This window comes from Polymorphobacter fuscus, from assembly GCF_011927825.1.
In the GTDB taxonomy this organism is placed as follows: domain Bacteria; phylum Pseudomonadota; class Alphaproteobacteria; order Sphingomonadales; family Sphingomonadaceae; genus Sandarakinorhabdus; species Sandarakinorhabdus fusca.
On the sequence record NZ_JAATJI010000001.1, the window covers coordinates 2,342,005 to 2,361,073 of the forward strand.

Consider the following 19,069-nt stretch of genomic DNA (forward strand, 5'->3'; position numbering starts at 1 on the left):
CTAGTCCCGCAGCAGGTCGTTGATGCCGGTCTTGCTGCGTGTCTGCGCATCGACGGTCTTGACGATCACGCCGCAATACAGCCCCGGCCCCGGCGAACCATCGGGCAGCGGCTTGCCGGGCAGCGTGCCCGACACGACGACGGCATAGGGCGGCACCTTGCCGATATGAATCTGGCCGGTGGCGCGATCGACGATCTTGGTCGAGGCGCCGAGATAGACACCCATCGACAGCACGGCACCTTCGCCGACTTCAACGCCCTCGGCGACTTCGGCGCGTGCACCGATGAAGGCGCCATCGCCGATGATGACGGGCCCCGCCTGCAACGGTTCGAGGACGCCGCCGATGCCGACGCCGCCCGACAGATGGACGTTCTCGCCGATCTGGGCACAGCTGCCCACCGTCGTCCAGGTATCGACCATCGTCCCCTTGCCGACGCGGGCGCCGATGTTGACGAAGCTGGGCATCAGGATGGCGCCGGGCGCGATATAGGCACCGCGGCGGACGATGGCGCCGGGAACGCTGCGAAAACCGGCCGCGGCGAAACGGCTTTCGTCCCAGCCGTCGAACTTCGACGGCACCTTGTCCCACCAGCCGCCGCCGCCGGGGCCGCCGGGGATGGCGACATTGGGGTTGAGGCGGAACGACAGCAGCACGGCCTTTTTCAGCCACTGGTGCGTCGTCCAGCCGCCGGCGCCATCGGGCTCGGCAACGCGCAATTCACCGGCGTCCAGCCCGGCCAGCGCCGCATCGACCGCGCTGCGAATGTCGCCGCCGGTGGTCACGGACACCGTGTCACGCGCATCCCACGCGGTGTTGATCGTCGATTCGATGCTCATTTGGTCTCCAGCGCGGCGACGACGCCGGTCAGCCAGCTGGCGACGTCGGTGATGGTGTAATCGATGTGATCGCGGCGTTCGTCGGGCCCCTGTTCGGAGCCGTTGTCGATCCACACCGTCGTCATGCCGATGGCTTTCGCCGGGATCAGGTTTCGGGCCATGTCCTCCACGAAGACGGCGTGTGTCGGATCGATGTCGTGCGCCGCGCACATGCCGGCATAGGCCGATGGCTGCGGCTTGGGCACATAGTCGAGCGCATGGATGTCGTGGAGGGCGTCGAAGCTTTCCGACAGGCCCAGCCGGGCCAGCACGCGCGTTGCATAGGGCGCATCGGCGTTTGTGAAGACGAACTTGCGCCCCGGCAGCCGGGCGATCAGCGCCGCCAGCTCGGGGTGCGGCGCGACCACATCGACATCGACATCATGGACATCGGCGAGGAACTCGCGCGGGTCGACGCCGTGATGCGCCATCAGCCCCGGCAGGGTCATGCCGTGCGAATGGAAAAAGCCCTTCTGGACGCGAAAGGCCTCGTCGGCATTGATGCCGAGCCGGCGCTGGATGAAGGCCCCCATTCGGGCGTCGATCTGGGCAAACAGCTGGGCGCTCGCCGGGTACAGCGTGTTGTCGAGATCGAAGATCCAAGCGTCGATATGGGCGAGCATCAGCCGAGGCGGGCCTTCACGATCGCCTTCAGATCGGCTTCGGGCCGGGCGCCATAGTGGCTGATGACTTCGGCGGCGGCGATGCAGCCGACACGTGCGCAATCGGGCAGCGAGCGGCCTTCCACCATCGCCGCCATGAAGCCGCCGGCGAACAGGTCCCCGGCGCCGGTGGTGTCGAGCACGCGCGTCGCCGGTTCGGCGGGCACGACATGGTGGCGACCATCGGCGATGACCACGGCGCCGGCGCCGGAGCGGGTGACGACGGTGGTGCAGCTGTGCTTGGCCAGCTCGGACATCGCGGTGTCGAGGTCGGTCTGGTAAAGCGCGCAGACCTCGTGCTCATTGCCGAACACCAGGTCGACATGGCTTTCGAGCAGCGCCTTGAAATCGGCGCGGTGGCCTTCGACGCAGAACACGTCCGACAGCGTCAGCGCCACCTTGCGGTTGTTGGCGCGGGCGATGGAAATGGCCTTGCGCATCGCGGCGCGGGGGGCAACCGGGTCCCACAGATAGCCTTCGAGATAAAGAATGTCCGACGCCGCGACCATGTCGGCGTCGATATCGGCTTCGGACAATTCCTGGCAGGCACCGAGGAAGGTGTTCATGGTGCGGTCGCCATCGGGGGTGACGACGATCAGGCAGCGGCCGGTGGGGGCGCCGGCGGTCGACGCCGGGGTGGTGAAATCGACGCCGGCGGCGCGAATGTCATGGGCGAAGACGCGGCCGAGCTGGTCATCGGCGACACGGCCGACGAACACCGTGCGGGCGCCCAGCGTGGCCATGCCGGCCAGCGTGTTGGCCGCCGAACCGCCGCTGATCTCGCGCCCCGGCCCCATGGCGGCATACAGGGTTTCGGCCTCGTCCGCGCCGATCAGTCGCATCACGCCCTTGGGGATGCCCTGGCCTTCGAGGAAAGCCGGTTCGGCAGCGGTGATGACATCGACAAGGGCGTTGCCGATGGCAAGAACGTGGTGGCGTGCGGACATGATCGGGAACAGGCCTTGGCATTGTGACGGAATGGACGGTCCCTAACGGAAGCCGGCGGCGGCGTCATCCCTGCTTGTCACGGCGGCCGCAACGCCTAGAGTTGGCGGCTGTAGGGAGAGAGTGATGAAGGTTGTTTGGCAACTGCTGCCGGCACTGGTGCTGGCGGGTTGCGCCGCGACTCCGGCGCCCGTTGTGGCGCCGCCGCCGCCGGCCCCGCCACCGCCGGGCCTGCAGCGGCTGATCGGGCAGGATGCAGCGGCGGTGACACGGCTGCTCGGACCGGCATCGCTCGATCGCACCGAGGGCCCCGCCCGGCAGCTGCAGTTCGTGCGACCGGTCTGCGTTCTCGACGTCTATCTCTATCCGGCGACGCCCGGCGGCGTGCCGCATGTGCGCACCGCGGCGGCGCGCAAGCCCGACGGCAGCCGGATCGATCCCGGCGCCTGCCTGTCGCTGATCGTGCCGGGCAGATGAGTCCCGACCGGCTGTTCGAACTGTTCAGCAGCTTCGTGCTGCTCGGCTGGCTGGCGCTGGTGGCGGCACCGCTGCGGCGCGGGCTGGCAGTCGGTATCGCGCGCTGGGTCGTGGCGATCCTGTGCGGCGCCTATCTCGCCCTGCTGGTGGCGGGACTGGCCGGGCCTGGCCTGCCGGCGGGCGCGGGGTTCGATACGCTGGCCGGGGTGCGGCTGCTGCTGTCGACACCCGAGGCGCTGCTCGCCGGCTGGGTCCATTATCTGGCGTTCGACCTGTTTGTCGGATCGTGGCAGGTCGCCGACGCGCCGACGGCGCGGGTGCCGCACTGGCTGCTCATTCCCTGCCTAGCGCTGACCTTCCTGGCGGGGCCGGTGGGTTTGCTGCTCTATCTGGTCATCAAGGCGGCACGGCGATGACAAAACCGCAGCGCGAACCCATATCGGCGGCGATGACCGTGGTTTCGCCGTGCACCAACGTCTGCCGCATCGACCGCCGCAGCGGCTGGTGCGAAGGCTGTCGGCGCACCGTCGACGAGATCACGCGCTGGCCGCGCGCGGATGACGCCGAGCGGCAGGCGATCCTCGACCAATTGCCGACGCGGGTCATCCGCAAGCGGCTGGGAGTAAGCTGGTGATTCTGTCCGTCCTCGACCAGACGCCGATCGCTGCGGGCACCACCCCGGCGGCGGCGCTGGCCAATTCGATCGACCTGGCGCGCCATTGCGAGGCGCTGGGCTACCACCGCTATTGGCTGGCGGAACATCATGCCTCCCCCGCGCTGGCGGGCAGTGCGCCCGAGATCCTGATCGCCGCGGTGGCGGCCGCGACGCATCGGATGCGGATCGGTTCGGGCGGTGTCATGCTGCCGCATTATTCGCCCCTGAAGGTCGCCGAAACCTTCAGCCTGCTTGCCGGGCTCCATCCGGGGCGGATCGACCTGGGGCTGGGCCGGGCACCGGGCAGCGACCAGCGCACGGCGGTGGCGTTGCAGCGCGACCGGCGCCAGCAGGCACCGCATGATTTCCCCAACCAGCTGGCCGAACTGATCGGCTATCTGGAAAACAGCCTGCCCGCCGACCATCCCTTTGCCGCCTATGCAGCGACGTTGCCGGGCCTGCCGCACGCCCCCGAACCCTGGGTGCTCGGCTCATCGTCCGACAGCGCCGCCTTTGCCGGCGACCTGGGCCTGCCCTATTGCTTTGCCGATTTCATCTATGCCCGGCAGGGCGACATCGCTGCGGCCTATCGCCAGCAGTTCGTGGCGCGGCATGCGGGCGACGTGCCGCACGTCGCCATCGCCCTGTGGACGGTGGTGGCGGATACCGATGCCGAGGCGCAGCGGCTGGCGGCGCCGGCGCGGATGATGTTCGCGCATCTGCTGACCGGCCGGTCGATCGCGGTGCCCGACGTCGAAACGGCGCTGGCGTGGCTGGCGGACCGGCCCGAGCTCGACCGGGCGCGCGCCGGGCGCCGGGTGGTGGCAGGGTCGCCGGAAACGGTGCGCGCCGGAATTCGCACGGCAGCCGCCGAATATGGCGCCGACGAAGTGCTGCTGGTCAACATCCTCCACGACCATGACGCGCGCAAGCGCAGCTACGCGCTCGCCATGCAGGCAATGACCGGGCTCGCCGTTGCCGCTTGACAGGCGGGCCGCACCTCCGCTGTAGCATTGCTGCATTGCAACGAAAACAGGTGCGGCGTGGCCAGGAAACGCATTCTCGCGATCGCTTCGGGCGGCGGCCATTTCGTCCAGCTGCTGCGGCTGCGCCCGGCATGGGACGGGCATGACGTCACCTACGCGACGGTCCACGCCGCCTCAGCGGTCGACGTCGCGCCGGCACCGCTGCTGACGTTTCGCGATGTCTCGCGCGCCGACTGGTGGCGGCTGCCGCTGACCCTGTGGGACGCGCTGCGGATCCTGGCGAAGGTGCGCCCGCAGGTGATCGTCACCACCGGCGCGCTGCCGCCGCTGGTGGTGCTGACGCTGGCCAGGGGCTTGGGAATCCGCACGCTGTGGGTCGACAGCATCGCCAATTCCGAAGTGCTGTCGGGGTCCGGGCGCCATGCCGGCAAGGTGGCGACGGCGGTTGTCACCCAATGGCCGCAGCTCGCCGAACCCGGTGTCGATCATTGGGGGAGCGTGCTGTGAACGGCGTGTTCGTTTCCGTCGGGTCGATGATGCCCTTCGATCGGCTGGTGCAGGCCATGGACGAATGGGCGGCGGCGCATCCCGATGTGCCGGTGGAAATCCAGATCGGCCGCGGCAAGTACGAGCCGCGCCATGCAAAATATGTCCGGATGATGCCGGTGGTCGAGTATCGGCAGCGCGTCGCCGACGCCCGGCTGTTCGTTGCCCATGCCGGCATGGGGTCGATCATTTCGGCGATCGAGGCCGGCAAGCCGTTGCTGATGTTGGCGCGCCTGCAGGCGCAGGGCGAGCACAATACCGACCACCAGCTGGCAACCGCCGCCAGCATCGGGGCGCGCCCTGGGCTGCATGTGGCGGGCGATGTCGCGGACCTGAAGGCGCGGGCGACGGTGTTGCTCGCCGACGCGGGAGCACCGCCGGCGCCGATCTCGCGCTTTGCCGACCCCAAGTTCACCGACCGTATCCGCGCGTTCATCGAGGCTGCATGACATTGATATCGCTCGGCGTCGGTGCGACCGCGACGCAGTTCACCCTGGCCGTCACGCCGCAGCTGTGCGTCGGCCATCCCGACAATCTGTTCCTGTTCGGCGGCGCCGGCATGGCCGCCGGGCTGGCGGCGATCGAAACCGCGACCGGCCGCCCGACGGTGTGGGCGGCGGCGCAATATCTGTCCTATGCACGGCCCGACAAGACATTGACGCTCGATGTGCTGGTGCCGGTCAGCGGCAAATACACCAGCCAGGCGCGCGTCGTGGTGCGCGATGGCGATAGCGAGATATTGACGGTCAACGCAGCGCTGGGCGCGCGCCCGGCTGCGCCCGAGGCGCAATGGGCGACGATGCCCGATGTGCCGCCGCCGGCAGCCTGCCCGGTGATGGATTACAATTGGGTGCGGCGCGAAGACGATATCAACGCCAGTTTCGAAAAGCGCGTGGCGCAGGGGCGGTTCGGCGCGGCGCAGGCCGAAGGCGGCCCCAGCCCCGATGGCGTGGCGCGGCTGTGGGTGCGGCCGCGCGCGACGGCGGGCCCGATCGACCGGATCGCACTGGCGGTGATGGCGGATTTCCTGCCGTCGGGAATCGGCAACGCCCTGGGCACGGCGGCGGGTGGCAACAGCCTCGACAACACCATCCGCTTTGCGCGTATCGTCCCGACCGATTGGGTGCTGGCCGACATCCGCATCCATGCCGCGTCGCAGGGCTTCGTCCATGGCCGGGTGCATCTGTTCGCGCGGACCGGCGAACTGCTGGCGACTGCAAGCCAGTCGATGATCCTGCGGGTGCGGTACACACCCGTTGACTGGCGTGCTGCAATCCCTTCCGACCCTGTTCGACCAGCCACGACCAGGGTTCCCGTTGGCCACGCCATGGGGCAAGAACGGGTGCTGCATGGCATGAGGCACGATTTTTGAGCAAGAAGCGTGGTCCGTTGGGCCTTCCGATCTGGGCGTGGGCAGCGCCGCTTACCGGTCTCGCCCTGGCGATCGCCAGCATCGCCGATGTCGCGTTGCCATGGTTCGTGGTGGCGCCGGTGCTCGTCGCCGCGGTGCTGGCGGCGGTCCATCATGCCGAAGTCATCGCGCATCGCATCGGTGAACCTTATGGCACGCTCGTGCTGGCCGTCGCCGTCACCACCATCGAAGTCGGGCTGATCGTCTCGCTGATGCTGGCAGGCGGCCCGGCGGCCGGCGCCCTGGCGCGCGATACGGTGTTCGCCGCAGTCATGATCATCATGAACGGCATCATCGGGCTGTCGCTGCTGACTGCGGGGGCCCGGCACCATGAGCCCGGCTTCAACCAGTCCGGCATCAACGCGGCGCTGTCCGTGCTGACGGCGCTGACCGTGCTGACCATGGTTCTGCCCAATGTCGCCAACACGCCCGGGCCCTATTATTCGAGCGGCCAGCTGGCGTTCGTGGCGGCGGTATCGCTCATCCTCTACCTGACCTTTGTCTTCACCCAGACGGTGCGCCACCGCGACTATTTCCTGACCGAACGCGACGATATCGAAGCGCTGCACCCCATTGCCGGCCAGACGGCAATTGCGGCGCTGGCCCTGCTGGTGGCGGCGCTGATCGGTGTCGTCATGGCCGGCAAGGCGCTGGCACCGACGATTTCGGGAGCGGTGGAGGCGGCGGGCGCGCCCGAGGCACTGGTCGGGGTCATCATCGCCGCGATCGTGCTGATGCCCGAAGGGCTGGCGGCGGTGCGCGCGGCACGCGCGAACCGGCTGCAGGACAGCCTCAACCTGGCGCTGGGATCGGCGCTCGCGTCGATCGGGTTGACGATCCCGGCCGTCGCCGTGGTGTCGCTGACGATGGGCTTCAACCTGACCCTGGGGCTGGGGCCACGCGACACGGAATTGCTGATCCTGTCGCTGTTCCTTGCCGTGCTGTCGCTGCGCAGCGGGCGGACGACGGTGCTCAACGGTGTCGTCCACCTGGTGATCTTCGCCGTCTATCTGTTCACCGTGGTAAACCCGTGAATCAGAAGCGCGTGCGCAGCGCGACCTCGATCGCTGGATAAAGCTTCGATGCGCCCGGCGTGTTCGGCGCATCGTCCTGCAGCCGGCCTTCGATGCGGAAGTCGCCGATCCGTGTCGGCAGTTCGGTCCCGACGGTGAAGACCTTGATGGTTTCCGAAGTCGCCGAAACGCGATTGCGCGGCGATGTGTCGATGAACTGGCCGGCGGTGACGTTGAGGTCGATGTGACGGAAGGAGGCGTAATAGCGCCGGTTGCGAATGTCCGTAGCGCTGCCGCTGACCGTCAGCGTGCGGGTGTCACCATCCAGCGAATAGCCGATCGGCTGGCCTTTGTAGGTGAACCCGCTGGTATAGATGAAGCTGTTGTAGACAAGGCCCGGCGCCGTGCCGCCACCGAACAACTTCGCGCCCAGCGTGTCGGTATATTCGACAAACCCCGCCCAGGACGCGCCGCGCCCGCCCAATGGTCCGGCCAGCTGGACACCGCCAAGCCGGGCATAATGGGCGAGGCCCAGGTTCCTGCGATCATCGGCGATGCCTTCGAAATAGGCCTTGGCGGTGACCTGGCCGATCATGCGGGCATAGCTGATGTCGAAGCCCGCCAGCTGGTTGCCGGGATCGTTGCCGAGATTGCCGTTGTCGGTATTGCCGAGGCCGAACCACGCCTTGCCGAAACTGCCGGCACTGCACGGCCGGCCGCTGCCGCACATCTGGATGGCGCGCTGCAAGCCGATCTCCAGCCCGCGCACGGGCTCGAAGGCGACGCGCATGCCCATGACCAGCGGGTTGCGATAGTCCCGCTGTTCGGCAAGGACGCCGCCGAACGCCTCCACCTTTACAGGGCCCAGCCATCTGAGCACGGGGATGTTGAGCGGATCGGGTGACAGCCGCCGGATGCCGAGCTTGGGGAACGGCCGGGCGCTGTTGGAAAACAGCAAGGTGCCGTCATTGCCGGGGCCGAACCAGATTTCCGCAAAACCGGCATAAACGGCCCAGTTGCCTGATTTTACCGCGACATAGCCGGGTTCGAAGTGATAATCCTTGCCGACCTGGCCCGGACGATAGCCCGCACCATAGCTGACGAAGAAGGCGCCGGTGTCGACTTCGCCATGATAGGCAAAATCCCCCTTCTGTCGCGCACCACCGCCGAAATCGCGCACCTGCTGGACGCGGTTGGTGGCGGCCAGCGTGACTTCCATCGATGTCGTCTGCCGCGCCCGATCCGACAGCGCCCGCACGCGCGACAATGCCGCTGTGACATGCGGCGCCAGCGGGACGGTGCCGATGCTGTTGATGCCATTGTCGATCTGCGCCCAGGGCAACGGCCAGGAATTGACCGGCCCGCGAATGATCCCGGCGCTCTTCAGCACCTCGATGTCGGTACGCAACTGCCGATCACCGACATCGGCCCAGGGGGCAGCGAGCGCGGGTTGGGCCAGAAGGAGCAGGACAGGCGTAAGCCGTTTCAACATCCGCGCGGCCATATCAGTGCGAATGGGGCCGCGCCAGCGCCTCGCGAGGCCCGCGTGCTTAGTGGCGATCGTTCGATTTTGCGTGTCGCGACTATATCGTCCTGCTACATGCGGTGCTTCTTCTTCAACATTGGGGTTGTATGTCGTTGCTGAAGTCGACGCGCGTCGTTCCGGTCATCTTGTCGGGCGGGTCCGGTACCCGGTTGTGGCCTGCTTCACGCTCGCTTCACCCCAAGCAGCTGCTGCCGATCGTCGGTGAAATATCGATGTTGCAGGCGACGACGGCGCGGTTTGGTGGCGATTTCGGTTTCGCCCCGCCGATCATCGTCGGCGGGGAAGACCATCGCTTCCTGATCAGCGATCAGCTTGGCGAATCCGGTTGCGCACCGGCCGCGATCATCCTTGAGCCCCAGGGCCGCAATACGGCCGCGGCGATCGCTCTGGCGGCCCATCTTGCCGCGGCGAGCGACCCCGATGCGATCCTGGTTGTCGCGCCATCGGACCATGTCATTTCCGATGAAGCGGGGTTCCGTGCGGCAATCGCTGCGGCTGTCGGCCCGGCGCAACAGGGTTATCTGGTGACGTTCGGCATCAAGCCCGATGGTCCGGAAACCGGCTATGGCTATATCGAGATCGGCGACGAACTGCCGGGGCTTGCTGGCGTGCATGCGGTTTCACGCTTCGTCGAAAAGCCTGACGTTGCGCAGGCGCAGGTTCTGGTCGAGGGCGGCCGCCATGCCTGGAACGCCGGGATCTTCGTGTTCGGGGCGGCAGCCTATCTGGCAGAATTGGCGCGCCATGACTCCGACATCGCGGCCGCCTGCGACGCGGCGATGGCAGCGGCGACGACCGACCGGTTATTCACTCGGCCCGCAGCGGCACCGTTTCTTGCCTCGCCCAATATATCGGTCGATTACGCTGTCATGGAGCATACCGATCGTGCCGCGGTGGTGCCCGTCGATATCGGCTGGTCCGATGTCGGATCGTGGAATGCGCTGTGGGCGATCGCGGCACGTGACACCAATGGCAACGCCGTTCAGGGCGAAGTCGTGGCAATCGACTCGCACAATTGCCTGGTGCGTTCGGACGATGGCATCGCCGTCGCGCTGGTGGGTGTCGATGACATGGTCGTCGTGTCGACCCGGGATTCGGTGCTGGTGGTGCCGCGCTGCAAATCGCAGGACGTCAAGCGGATCGTCGATGAACTGAAGGCGCGCAACAGTACCCGGCACACATTGCAATCGGTCGTGCACCGCCCCTGGGGGACGTACCAGACGACCGACCAGGGCGAGCGGTTCCAGACCAAGCGGATCGTCGTCAAGCCCGGCGAACAGCTCTCGCTGCAACTTCATTACCACCGGTCCGAACACTGGATCGTCGTATCGGGCACGGCGGTGGTGACGATCGACGGTGTCGAGAAGATCGTCAGCGAAAACCAGTCGGTCTATATTGCGGCGGGCTCACAGCATCGTCTGGCCAATCCGGGCAAGCTGCCGTTGCACCTCATCGAGGTTCAGTGCGGGCCTTATCTGGGTGAGGATGATATTGTTCGCTTCGAGGACAATTATGCGCGGGTTTAGCCTGTAGAAACGACCGAAGGCTGTTGCTTACCGCGGCAGTTTTCGCAGCATTGGTATGAGCAGTACGACGGTCAGCCCGGCGCCGACCAGCGCTGTCGGCACCGAAACGCCGTGGCTTATCGCAACGCCGATCCCCAGCACCGCAGTGACTTGAAAGCCGGCGTTGACGATGTTGTTGGCGGCGATGGCGCGCGAGCGGCTGGCGGGGTCGGTGGCGGTTTGCAGGATCCCGTACAGCGGCACCGAGAAGATGCCGCCGGCGATCGCCAATATGGTCAGGTCGGCGAGGACGCGCCAGCCGCGGGGATCGGCGAGGAAGGTGGCGATGTCGCCGGCGCTGCCATGAAGGGCGCGTTCGGCGAACCACAGGTCGATCCCGGCCAGTGCCATGACAAGCCCCGCCCAGGGTGACAGCCGTGTCGAGACGCGCCCGCCGAGCAGCCTGCCCACGCCGGCCGAACCGATCGCGACGCCGATCGAGAAGGCCGCGAGGAACAATGTCGCGACGCCTTCGCTGCCGCCGAGATCGTTGCGCGCCAGTGGCACGAACTGGCTGGTGTAGACGGCGCCAAGTGCCCAGAACCAGGAAATGCAGAGCGTGGCGATGGCCAGTTCGCGATGGCCGAACGCTTCGCTGAGCGCCCGGCGGCTGGCGGTCAGGGGGTTCCAGTCGATCGCGACACGGCTCGCCGGGGGTGCCGTCGGGATGGCGCGCGATGCCAGCCAGCCGACAAGCGCAACAGCGATCGCCACCGGCCCGACCCAGCCTGTCGGCAGCAGGCCGCCGGCGATCTGGCCGAGCAGGATGGCAACGAAGGTCGCGCCTTCGACAAGGCCGGTGCCGGCGAGCAGTTCGCCCGGCGCCAGGTGCTGCGGCAGGATGGCGTATTTGACCGGGCCGAAGATGGTCGAATGGGCGCCCATCAGAAACACCACCACCAGCGCCAGCGGCACCGATTCGATGGCCAACGCCAGCGCACCCAATGCCATGAAGGCGATTTCGGCAATCTTGACCCCCCGCGCGATCATCGCCTTGTCGCGGGCATCGGCGACTTCGCCGGCGATGCCCGAAAACAGGACGAACGGCACGATGAACACACCGGCCGCGACCGTGGCGAGCGTTGCCGCCGCCACCGGGTCGCCGGCACGGAGGTGAAAGGCGACCAGGAAAATCAGCCCCGTTTTGAACAGATTGTCGTTGAACGCGCCCAGGAACTGGGTGGCGAACAGCGGCCCGAAGCGCCGGGTGGCAAGAAGCGCGAACATCTCGGTGACCTTGCCGCGTTTGTACCGGGAACGCCACTGCCGGGCGGGACTCGCCGTGCCCGGCAACAGCCGCTATCCTGACAGCGATGGCAGCGGCGCCGTGAGGGGATAGCGCGATGGCACAGCAATTGATGGAGATGATCGCGCGCATGGGAGGGGCCGATGGCGTTGCGGCAATGGCGGCCCGCGTCGGTTTGACGCCGGACCAGACCCAGGCGGCGATGGCGGCGTTGGTTCCGGCGGTTACCGGCGGCATGGCGCGGCAGGCGCAGGCCGGGAATGCATCGATTGTCGACCAGCTTGCCGGCATGGCGGCATCGTACACGGGGTCAGCGGCGGGCGACGGTGCGGTGTCGCAAGGCAATGAAATCCTTGGCAATATCTTTGGAAGCAAGGATGTGTCGCGGGCGGTGGCGGCGCAGGCGGCGAGCCAGACCGGGCTCGATATCGGCGCGTTGAAGGCGCTGCTGCCGATGATCGCGACGATCGCGGCGAGTGCGCTGGGCAATGCGACCGGGACCGTGGCGGCACCGGGCGGGGCTGTGGCGGGGCAGGCCGGGGGCCTTGGCGGGCTGATCGGGGGCATGCTGGGGGGTGGCGGCGGGCAGTCGGGGGCCGCGGGCGCCTTGCTGGGGATGCTCGATGCCAATAAGGACGGCAGCCCGTTCGACGACATCCTGGGGATGGCGTCGAAGTTCCTGAAGCGCTGAGGCACGATTCCCGATGGCCCGTTCCCGCCGCACCGATGACTGGGGGTTTCCGCGCTGGCGGCCCTATGGCAGCGGCGGCGCGGCGGCCGAGGTGCGGTTGTGCGACCGCCATGGCTGCACCAACGTCGGCGACTGCCCGGCGCCAAAGGCAGCCAATCGGCCGGAACGCTGGTATTTCTGTGCCGCCCATGCCGCCGAATACAACGCCAACTGGGATTATTTTGCCGGCCTGTCGGCCGAGGAAGCGGCGGCGCGGGCCGCCGACGAATCGGCGCAGACCAGCTATCGCCGATCGGCGCATTGGGAATGGGGCGGTGCCGGCGACGGCAGCCGCAGCCGTGCCGAGCTCGACGCACTGGCGGTTCTCGGCTGTGACCCGGATGCCGACATGACCGTCGTCAAGGTCGCCTGGCGCACCGCCGCCAAGGCCAGCCACCCCGATGTCGCCGGCAGCGACCCGGACGCCGCGGTGCGCTTTCGCGCCATCCAGGCGGCGTGGCAGGTGCTCAGCGACGCCGATGCGGCGCGCACCGCTGGGTCCTGACCGCGCTCAGCGTTCGCGGAATGCGGTGTCGCGCAGCCTGGCGATGGGGCTGAACAGGTACGACAGCACGGTGCGCGGCGGCCCCAGCAGGTCGACATCGGCGACCATGCCGGCGCCGACCGGCAGGCGCCGGCCGCCGGGGCCGGTCAGCGCTTCGGCCGCCGTGGCGATGCGGACCTGGTACCAGCCTTCGCCGCCACGATCGTCGATCACCGCATCGGGCGAGATCTGCGTCACCCGCCCGTCCAGTCTGCCATAGACGCTGGCGTCATAGGCGGTCAGCTTGACCGCCGCCGGCTGGCCGATGTGGACAAAGGCGATGTCGCGCGGCCGGACCCGCACGTCGACCACCAGCCCGCCGCCTGTCGGCACGATTTCGGCGAGCGGCGCGCCCGGGGCGATGCTGCCGCCGATGGTGGCGGGCATCACCCGCTGGACGATGCCGGCGATCGGGCTGCGCACGTCGGTGCGTTCCAGCCGGCGCTGCATGGCGGGGAGGGCGGCGGACTGGGCGGCGAGTTCGGCGCGCGCCAGCGCCAGATCGTTGCCGGCATCGGCGCGGCTGCTGTCGCGGCTGCCGGCCATGGCAGCGACCGCCTCCGCCAGCGCGGCGCGGGCGCGCGATACCGCCTGCAGCGCGCCGGCGGCGCCGGCATCGGCCTGTACCAGCGTCGACCGGGCACGATCGAGGCTGATTCGCGGCTCGATCCCCTTGTCGACCAGCGGCGCCAGCATCGCGACTTCGCGCGCCGCCTGGGCGCGGGCTTCGGCGGCGGCGGTGGCGGCCGCCTGCGCTTCGGCAAGCGCGCGGTCGGCGCCATCGCGGCGGGCGCTGCCGCCGGCGCTGCGGCTCGCCGTGTCGCGGCGGCGCGCGGCCCAGAGCCCGCGTTCGGCGGCGACGGCGCCCGGTGCGGCCGCTTCCAGCGCGGCCGGAAACACCGGCGTCGTGCCGGCGACTTCGGCCTCCAGCCGCGCGATCCGGGCGCGAAGCGCATTGGCGGCAGCGCTGCTGCGGCCGAAATCGGCCTGGGCGGCGGCGGGGTCGAGCTGCAGCAGCGACTGGCCGGCGGCGACCTTCTGCCCCGGTTTCGCCCATATGGCGGTGACGACGCCGCCTTCCAGGTTGCTGACGACCTGCAATTGGTGTTGCGGCACGATGCGGCCGGGGGCGGTGGCGGTTTCATTGACCTCCGCCACGGCGGCCCAGCCGATCATGGCAACGAGGAATCCGGTGATCGACCAAAGCATGATGCGGGTCGCGGCAAGTGGCGTCGCGCCGGTCATGACGCCGGTGGTGGGTGCGGAGTGCAGCATCGAAGCGTCCCTTCAGGCGATGGCGAGTGATTTGAGGACGTCGTCGCGTGGCCCCTGCGTGACGATGCGGCCGCCATCGAGGACGATGACGCGGGTGGCGAGGCGCAGCATCGACTGGCGGTGGGTGACAAGGACGATGGTGCGGCCGGCGACTTCGGCCTCCAAACGACTGACCAAGGCTTCCTCCGACCCCGAATCCATCGCGCTCGTCGGTTCGTCGAGGACGAGGATGGGCCTTGGTAGCGCCGTGTCGGCGACCGCAAGGGCGCGGGCGATGGCGATGGCCTGGCGCTGGCCCCCCGACAGGCCTTCGCCGCGATCGGCGAGCGTCACGTCATAGCCGCCCGGCAGCGCACCGATGAAGTCATGTGCCCCCGACAGCCGGGCGGCACGCAGCACGGCTGCGTCGTCGATGCGCGCGTCACCAAGGGCGATATTGTCGCGAATGCTGCCCGACAGCAGCACCACATCCTGCAACACCGATCCGATATTGGCGCGCAGATCATCGGGGTGCAGCTGCCGCACATCGGCGTCGTCCACCATCACGGCACCCGATTCGGGCTGGTACAGGCCCAGAACGAGCCGCGCGATCGTCGATTTGCCCGATCCGACGCGGCCGATGATGGCGACGCGGTCGCCCGGCGCGATATCGAAGCTGACATCGTCGAGCGCCAGCGTCGGGCTGCCGGGATAGCGGAAGCTGACGCGGCGAAAGGCGATCCGGCCCGACAGGGTGGCGCGGCGCAGCGGCGCATGGTCGATTTCGCCGGCACCGGTCATCAGCCTGTCGAGCGCATGATAGGCGTCGCGCGTGTTCGATAGCCGGGTGAGCAGCGCGGCGATCTGGCCGAGCGGCGCCACGGCGCGACCGGCCAGCATCGACGCGGCGACCATGGCACCCATCGACAGGCTGCCCGCTGCGATCAGCGTCACCCCGAGCGCGATGGTGGCGACATAGACGATGGTCTGCATGACGGCGGCGACATTGACGGCGAGGGCTGCAACCGAGCGTTGGCGCAACGCGATCGCCGCCTGTTGCGCCACCGCCGACTGCCAGCGCCGTGCCAGCAGCGGGCCGGCCTGGCTCGACTTGACGGTTTCGAGGCCGGCGATCGTTTCGACGATGACGCCCTGCTTGCCGAGCGATTCGGCGAGGTTGGCCGCCGACAACCGGGCGAGCAGCGGTTGCGCCAGCCAGGCGACACCGATGACGATGGGGACGGCGAGCAGCGGCACCAGCGCCAGCGGCGGCGCAACGAGCGCGATGACTCCGATGAACAGCAGCACGAAGGGCACATCGACGATCGCGGCGATGGTGGCCGAGGCGAAGAATTCGCGCAGCGTCTCGAATTCGCGCAGCAGCCCGGCAAAGGCACCGTTGGAGCCGCGCCGATCGGCCAGTTTCATTGCCAGCAGCCGGTCGAACAGCTGTTCGCCGAGCACACGGTCGATATTCTGGCCGGCGACGTCGACAAAATAGCCACGCAGCCCGCGCAGCACGAAGTCGAAGACGATGATGAAGGCCATGCCGGTGACCAGCGCCACCATCGACCCGGTGGCGCCGCTCGGCACCACCTTGTTGTAGACCGCCATCGAGAACAGCGCCGCCGCCATGGCGAGCAGGTTGATGAGGACCGCGGCGAGGGCGACCTGGCCGAACAGGCCACGATTGGCCCACAGCGGCGCCCGCAACCAGTCGCCGGGGCCAGGCGACAGCAGCGGCCGCGGCGGCGCCGTGGCGGCAATGGCGGCCTGAAAGTCGGTGGGGGGTGGCAGCGCGGACATGGCGGGGGTCCCTCAGTTCCGGGTCGTGATGTCGAAATGGCGGAGCAGCTGGCCGGTGCGCGCCAGCAGCGTGTAACGGGCGAGATCGCGCTCGACGCTGCCGAGCAGCAGGGCGCGGGCGGCGGCAGAATATTCGGCCTCGGTCTGGAGGAGGTCGATCAGCGTGCCGCGCGAGAGGCGAAACTGTTCGGCGGTGATGTCGCGGTTGCGGCGGTTGGCGCGATAGGCGTCGGCAAGCGCCCCGGCCGACGCATCGAGGACCCGGGCGTCACCGAACGCCGCTTCGGCATCGCGTTCGGCTTCGGCGCGCACCCGTTCGGCGGCGGCCTCCGCGGCGCGGGCGCGGGCGTCGGCGGCGGCGATGCGCGCCGCTTCGGCGCCGCCGGTGGACAGCGACTGGCGCAGCACGACCTGGCCGCGCACGTCGTAATTGGGGCCCTGGCCGAAGACGTTGAAGCGGGTGCCGCCGACCCCGGCCGACAGGCGCGGCAGCGCATCGGCACGGGCGGCGCGCGCCTCGGCACGCGCGGCAGCGGCCAGCGCCTCGGCGGCGGCGACGTCGGGACTGCGCAGGCCTTGCAGGCGGGTCGCATCCAGACTGGACGGTGCAAGGCCGGTGGAGGCCGGATAGAGCGCCCGCGCCGGCGGCACGGCGCCGAAGCTTTCGCGATAGCGGGCCCGGGCGGTCGCCAGCGCGCGGGCGCTGCCGGCGGCCTCGCCGATCGCATCGGCAAGGCTGGCCTCGGCCCGTGCCATGTCGCCGCCGGCGCCGATGCCGGCAGCAACGCGGGCGCCGGTATCATCGACGATGGCGCGGTGGCGGGCGATCATCGCGTCGGACAGCTCGGTCAGCGCCTGATAGGCGACCAGCTGGTACCAGGCGGTGATCGCCGACAGGGCGGTGGCGGTGGCGGCGCGGTCGGCATCGGCCGCAGCGGCGCGGACGCGTGCCGACGCACCGGCGATGCGGCCGCCGGTGGCGCCGAAGTCGAAGACCAGCTGATCGGCATTGATCGCGGCATCGGTGCGGCCACGCGGCAGCAAGCGTTCGACGGCGGCGCTGGTATCGACGAAATCGCGCGCCAGCGACTGGCTGCCGACCAGCGATGCGGACAGGGTCGGGAACAGCCCGGTGCGGACCTCGCGGCGCTGGGCACGGGCGGTGTCGGTGCCGGCCGCGGCCTCGGCGACGGCGGGGTGGCGGCTGACGGCGGCGGCGATGGCGGCGGTGAAGGCGTCTGCGCCGATGCCGCCCGACACGAAACGCAGCACCGGATCCTTGGCGAAGTCGATGGTGCGCGGGTCGCCGCCGGGGGGCGGCAGCACCAGCTGCGCCGGTGCCGGGGCGGCGGCGACCAGTGCGCCGATGCCGGCGACGCGCCAGAGCAGGGCGCGGCCGCCGCCGGGCGTTGCGCGGCGGCCGCCCGCCGGGCTAGGCTGCGCCATGACCAGCCCCCGCCGTTCCGCCGTGCTTGCCGCCCTGACGGTGTTGACCGCAGCCGGTCCCCTCCACGCCCAGGCGCCCTTGCCGAAGGCCGGCGGTGATCTCGTCGCGCTTTACAAGGATCTTCACAGCCACCCCGAACTCAGTCTGCAGGAAACCCGGTCGGCTGCCGTGATGGCCGCCGAGGCGCGCGCCGCCGGTTTTGCCGTCACCGAAAAGGTGGGGGGCACCGGCGTCGTCGCCGTGATGGTTAACGGCCCTGGCCCGGTGCTTTTAGTGCGCACCGACATGGACGGTCTGCCGGTCAAGGAAGCGACGGGCCTGCCCTTTGCCAGCACGGCGATGGGCAAGGCCGCCGACGGGTCGGACACGCCGGTGATGCACGCCTGCGGCCATGACATCCACATGTCGGTCTGGGTCGGCACGGCGCGGGAAATGGCGAAGCGGCGCGCCGAATGGTCGGGCACGCTGGTGATGGTGGCGCAGCCGGCGGAGGAGATCGTGCGCGGCGCCGCGGCGATGCTGAAGGACGGGCTGTACACGCGCTTTCCCAAGCCGCAGTTCGCGCTGGCGCTGCACGACGACAACCGCATGCCGGCGGGCAAGGTGTCGGTGCCGGCGGCGGCGGCGCTGTCCTCGTCGTCGTCGGTCGACATCACCGTCCGCGGGGTCAGCGGCCATGGCGCCTATCCGCAGACGACGAAGGACCCGGTGGTGCTCGCCGCCAACATCATCCAGGGGTTGCAGACGCTGACCAGCCGGGAGAACGACCCGTTCCAGCCGGCGGTGATCACCGTCGGGTCGATCCATGGCGGCACGCGGCACAACATCATCGGCGACGAGGTCAAGATGCAGCTGACGGTGCGGTCGTACGACAGCGCCCAGCAGCAGCGGCTGACCGATGGCATCGCCCGGGTGGCGCGCGGCGAGGCGATTGCGGCGGGCATTCCCGACGATCTGCTGCCGGTGGTGACCATCGAGCGCGGCACCGCACCGACGCGCAACACGCCGGCGCTGGCGGAGCGGGTGACGCGCGTGTTCACGAAGACGTTCGGCCCCGACCGGGTGGTGACGCTCAACCCGTCGATGGCGAGCGAGGATTTCAACGCCTATGGCCTTGCCGACCCGTCGATCGAGACGGTGATTTTCTGGCTGGGCGGGGTCAACCAGGCGCGCTGGGACGAAGCCCAGGCCAAGGGCACGTCGCTGCCGTCGCTGCACAACAGCGGCTGGGCCCCCGACCCGGCGCCGACGATCGCCACGGGCGTCGAGGCGATGACGGCCGCGGCGATGGACCTGCTCGCCAAGCCCTGACGGCCTGCACCATCGATTCCCTCGATGGCCGTAAGTGACAGGCTTGGCT

20 protein-coding genes are annotated in these 19,069 nt (G+C 69.0%); 12 read left to right on the plus strand and 8 right to left on the minus strand.

Features of this window, described 5'->3' with window-relative positions; genetic code table 11:
* Genes GGQ62_RS11155 through GGQ62_RS11165 form a run of 3 tightly spaced genes read right to left on the minus strand, consistent with a single transcriptional unit; the run spans position 1 to position 2,485 of the window.
* The gene (locus GGQ62_RS11155; RefSeq protein ID WP_167649589.1) at positions 1 to 837 is read right to left on the minus strand and encodes a 2,3,4,5-tetrahydropyridine-2,6-dicarboxylate N-succinyltransferase; all 837 of its coding nucleotides are present in this window, start codon (positions 835 to 837) and stop codon (positions 1 to 3) included.
* Positions 834 to 1,499 carry a pyrimidine 5'-nucleotidase gene (locus GGQ62_RS11160; RefSeq protein WP_152577253.1) on the minus strand — a complete coding sequence of 222 codons (666 nt, stop codon included), beginning with the start codon at positions 1,497 to 1,499 and terminating at the stop codon, positions 834 to 836. Before GGQ62_RS11160 ends, GGQ62_RS11155 begins: the two co-directional genes overlap by 4 nt.
* Positions 1,499 to 2,485, minus strand: a complete 987-nt coding sequence (locus GGQ62_RS11165; RefSeq protein WP_152577252.1) for an adenosine kinase — start codon at positions 2,483 to 2,485, stop codon at positions 1,499 to 1,501. Before GGQ62_RS11165 ends, GGQ62_RS11160 begins: the two co-directional genes overlap by 1 nt.
* A gap of 124 nt (positions 2,486 to 2,609) precedes the next feature.
* Between GGQ62_RS11165 and GGQ62_RS11170 the strand changes: the two genes are divergently transcribed.
* The 8 genes from GGQ62_RS11170 to GGQ62_RS11205 are packed head-to-tail and all read left to right on the plus strand — an operon-like array spanning position 2,610 to position 7,592.
* The gene (locus GGQ62_RS11170) at positions 2,610 to 2,960 is read left to right on the plus strand and encodes a hypothetical protein (protein WP_152577251.1); all 351 of its coding nucleotides are present in this window, start codon (positions 2,610 to 2,612) and stop codon (positions 2,958 to 2,960) included.
* A complete protein-coding gene (locus GGQ62_RS11175) occupies positions 2,957 to 3,376 on the plus strand; it encodes an ABA4-like family protein (protein ID WP_152577250.1) in 420 nt (139 codons plus the stop codon). The genes GGQ62_RS11170 and GGQ62_RS11175 overlap by 4 nt, the downstream gene beginning before the upstream one ends.
* Positions 3,373 to 3,594: a DUF1289 domain-containing protein gene (locus GGQ62_RS11180; protein WP_243446076.1), complete on the plus strand. Its 222-nt coding sequence runs from the start codon at positions 3,373 to 3,375 to the stop codon at positions 3,592 to 3,594. Before GGQ62_RS11175 ends, GGQ62_RS11180 begins: the two co-directional genes overlap by 4 nt.
* Positions 3,591 to 4,601 carry an LLM class flavin-dependent oxidoreductase gene (locus tag GGQ62_RS11185; RefSeq protein ID WP_243446628.1) on the plus strand — a complete coding sequence of 337 codons (1,011 nt, stop codon included), beginning with the start codon at positions 3,591 to 3,593 and terminating at the stop codon, positions 4,599 to 4,601. The genes GGQ62_RS11180 and GGQ62_RS11185 overlap by 4 nt, the downstream gene beginning before the upstream one ends.
* A 57-nt stretch (positions 4,602 to 4,658) precedes the next feature.
* On the plus strand, positions 4,659 to 5,108 hold the full coding sequence (locus GGQ62_RS11190; protein WP_152577248.1) for a glycosyltransferase family 28 protein: 450 nt from the start codon (positions 4,659 to 4,661) through the stop codon (positions 5,106 to 5,108).
* Complete coding sequence (locus tag GGQ62_RS11195) at positions 5,057 to 5,596, plus strand: glycosyltransferase (protein WP_152577247.1); 540 nt, start codon at positions 5,057 to 5,059, stop codon at positions 5,594 to 5,596. Before GGQ62_RS11190 ends, GGQ62_RS11195 begins: the two co-directional genes overlap by 52 nt.
* On the plus strand, positions 5,593 to 6,519 hold the full coding sequence (locus GGQ62_RS11200) for an acyl-CoA thioesterase (protein ID WP_152577246.1): 927 nt from the start codon (positions 5,593 to 5,595) through the stop codon (positions 6,517 to 6,519). The genes GGQ62_RS11195 and GGQ62_RS11200 overlap by 4 nt, the downstream gene beginning before the upstream one ends.
* Positions 6,520 to 6,536: 17 nt before the next feature.
* Positions 6,537 to 7,592, plus strand: a complete 1,056-nt coding sequence (locus tag GGQ62_RS11205; RefSeq protein WP_152577245.1) for a calcium:cation antiporter — start codon at positions 6,537 to 6,539, stop codon at positions 7,590 to 7,592.
* Between the two features lies 1 nt (position 7,593).
* Here GGQ62_RS11205 and GGQ62_RS11210 read toward each other — a convergent pair whose 3' ends face one another.
* On the minus strand, positions 7,594 to 9,063 hold the full coding sequence (locus GGQ62_RS11210) for a capsule assembly Wzi family protein (protein ID WP_167649592.1): 1,470 nt from the start codon (positions 9,061 to 9,063) through the stop codon (positions 7,594 to 7,596).
* Between the two features lie 140 nt (positions 9,064 to 9,203).
* Between GGQ62_RS11210 and GGQ62_RS11215 the strand changes: the two genes are divergently transcribed.
* A complete protein-coding gene (locus tag GGQ62_RS11215) occupies positions 9,204 to 10,643 on the plus strand; it encodes a mannose-1-phosphate guanylyltransferase/mannose-6-phosphate isomerase (protein ID WP_152577243.1) in 1,440 nt (479 codons plus the stop codon).
* Between the two features lie 27 nt (positions 10,644 to 10,670).
* Here the strand turns inward: GGQ62_RS11215 and GGQ62_RS11220 are convergent, their stop codons facing one another.
* The gene (locus GGQ62_RS11220; protein WP_152577242.1) at positions 10,671 to 11,909 is read right to left on the minus strand and encodes an MFS transporter; all 1,239 of its coding nucleotides are present in this window, start codon (positions 11,907 to 11,909) and stop codon (positions 10,671 to 10,673) included.
* Between the two features lie 116 nt (positions 11,910 to 12,025).
* On the opposite strand from GGQ62_RS11220, the gene GGQ62_RS11225 reads away from it, so the two are divergent.
* Together GGQ62_RS11225 and GGQ62_RS11230 are read left to right on the plus strand one after the other, a co-directional pair.
* The gene (locus GGQ62_RS11225) at positions 12,026 to 12,619 is read left to right on the plus strand and encodes a DUF937 domain-containing protein (RefSeq protein ID WP_152577241.1); all 594 of its coding nucleotides are present in this window, start codon (positions 12,026 to 12,028) and stop codon (positions 12,617 to 12,619) included.
* 13 nt (positions 12,620 to 12,632) lie between these two features.
* Complete coding sequence (locus GGQ62_RS11230) at positions 12,633 to 13,163, plus strand: J domain-containing protein (RefSeq protein ID WP_152577240.1); 531 nt, start codon at positions 12,633 to 12,635, stop codon at positions 13,161 to 13,163.
* A 6-nt stretch (positions 13,164 to 13,169) separates the two neighbouring features.
* On the opposite strand, the gene GGQ62_RS11235 is transcribed toward GGQ62_RS11230, so the two are convergent.
* Genes GGQ62_RS11235 through GGQ62_RS11245 form a run of 3 tightly spaced genes read right to left on the minus strand, consistent with a single transcriptional unit; the run spans position 13,170 to position 17,708 of the window.
* Entirely contained in the window at positions 13,170 to 14,477 is a 1,308-nt protein-coding gene (locus tag GGQ62_RS11235; protein WP_152577239.1) for an HlyD family type I secretion periplasmic adaptor subunit, read from the minus strand.
* Positions 14,478 to 14,489: 12 nt separating this feature from the next.
* Positions 14,490 to 16,262, minus strand: coding sequence for a type I secretion system permease/ATPase (locus GGQ62_RS11240; protein WP_152577238.1), 1,773 nt, complete (start codon positions 16,260 to 16,262; stop codon positions 14,490 to 14,492).
* 12 nt (positions 16,263 to 16,274) lie between these two features.
* On the minus strand, positions 16,275 to 17,708 hold the full coding sequence (locus tag GGQ62_RS11245) for a TolC family protein (protein WP_152577237.1): 1,434 nt from the start codon (positions 17,706 to 17,708) through the stop codon (positions 16,275 to 16,277).
* On the opposite strand from GGQ62_RS11245, the gene GGQ62_RS11250 reads away from it, so the two are divergent.
* Entirely contained in the window at positions 17,707 to 19,020 is a 1,314-nt protein-coding gene (locus GGQ62_RS11250) for an amidohydrolase (RefSeq protein WP_152577236.1), read from the plus strand. The genes GGQ62_RS11245 and GGQ62_RS11250 overlap by 2 nt on opposite strands.
* Positions 19,021 to 19,069 lie beyond the last annotated feature (49 nt).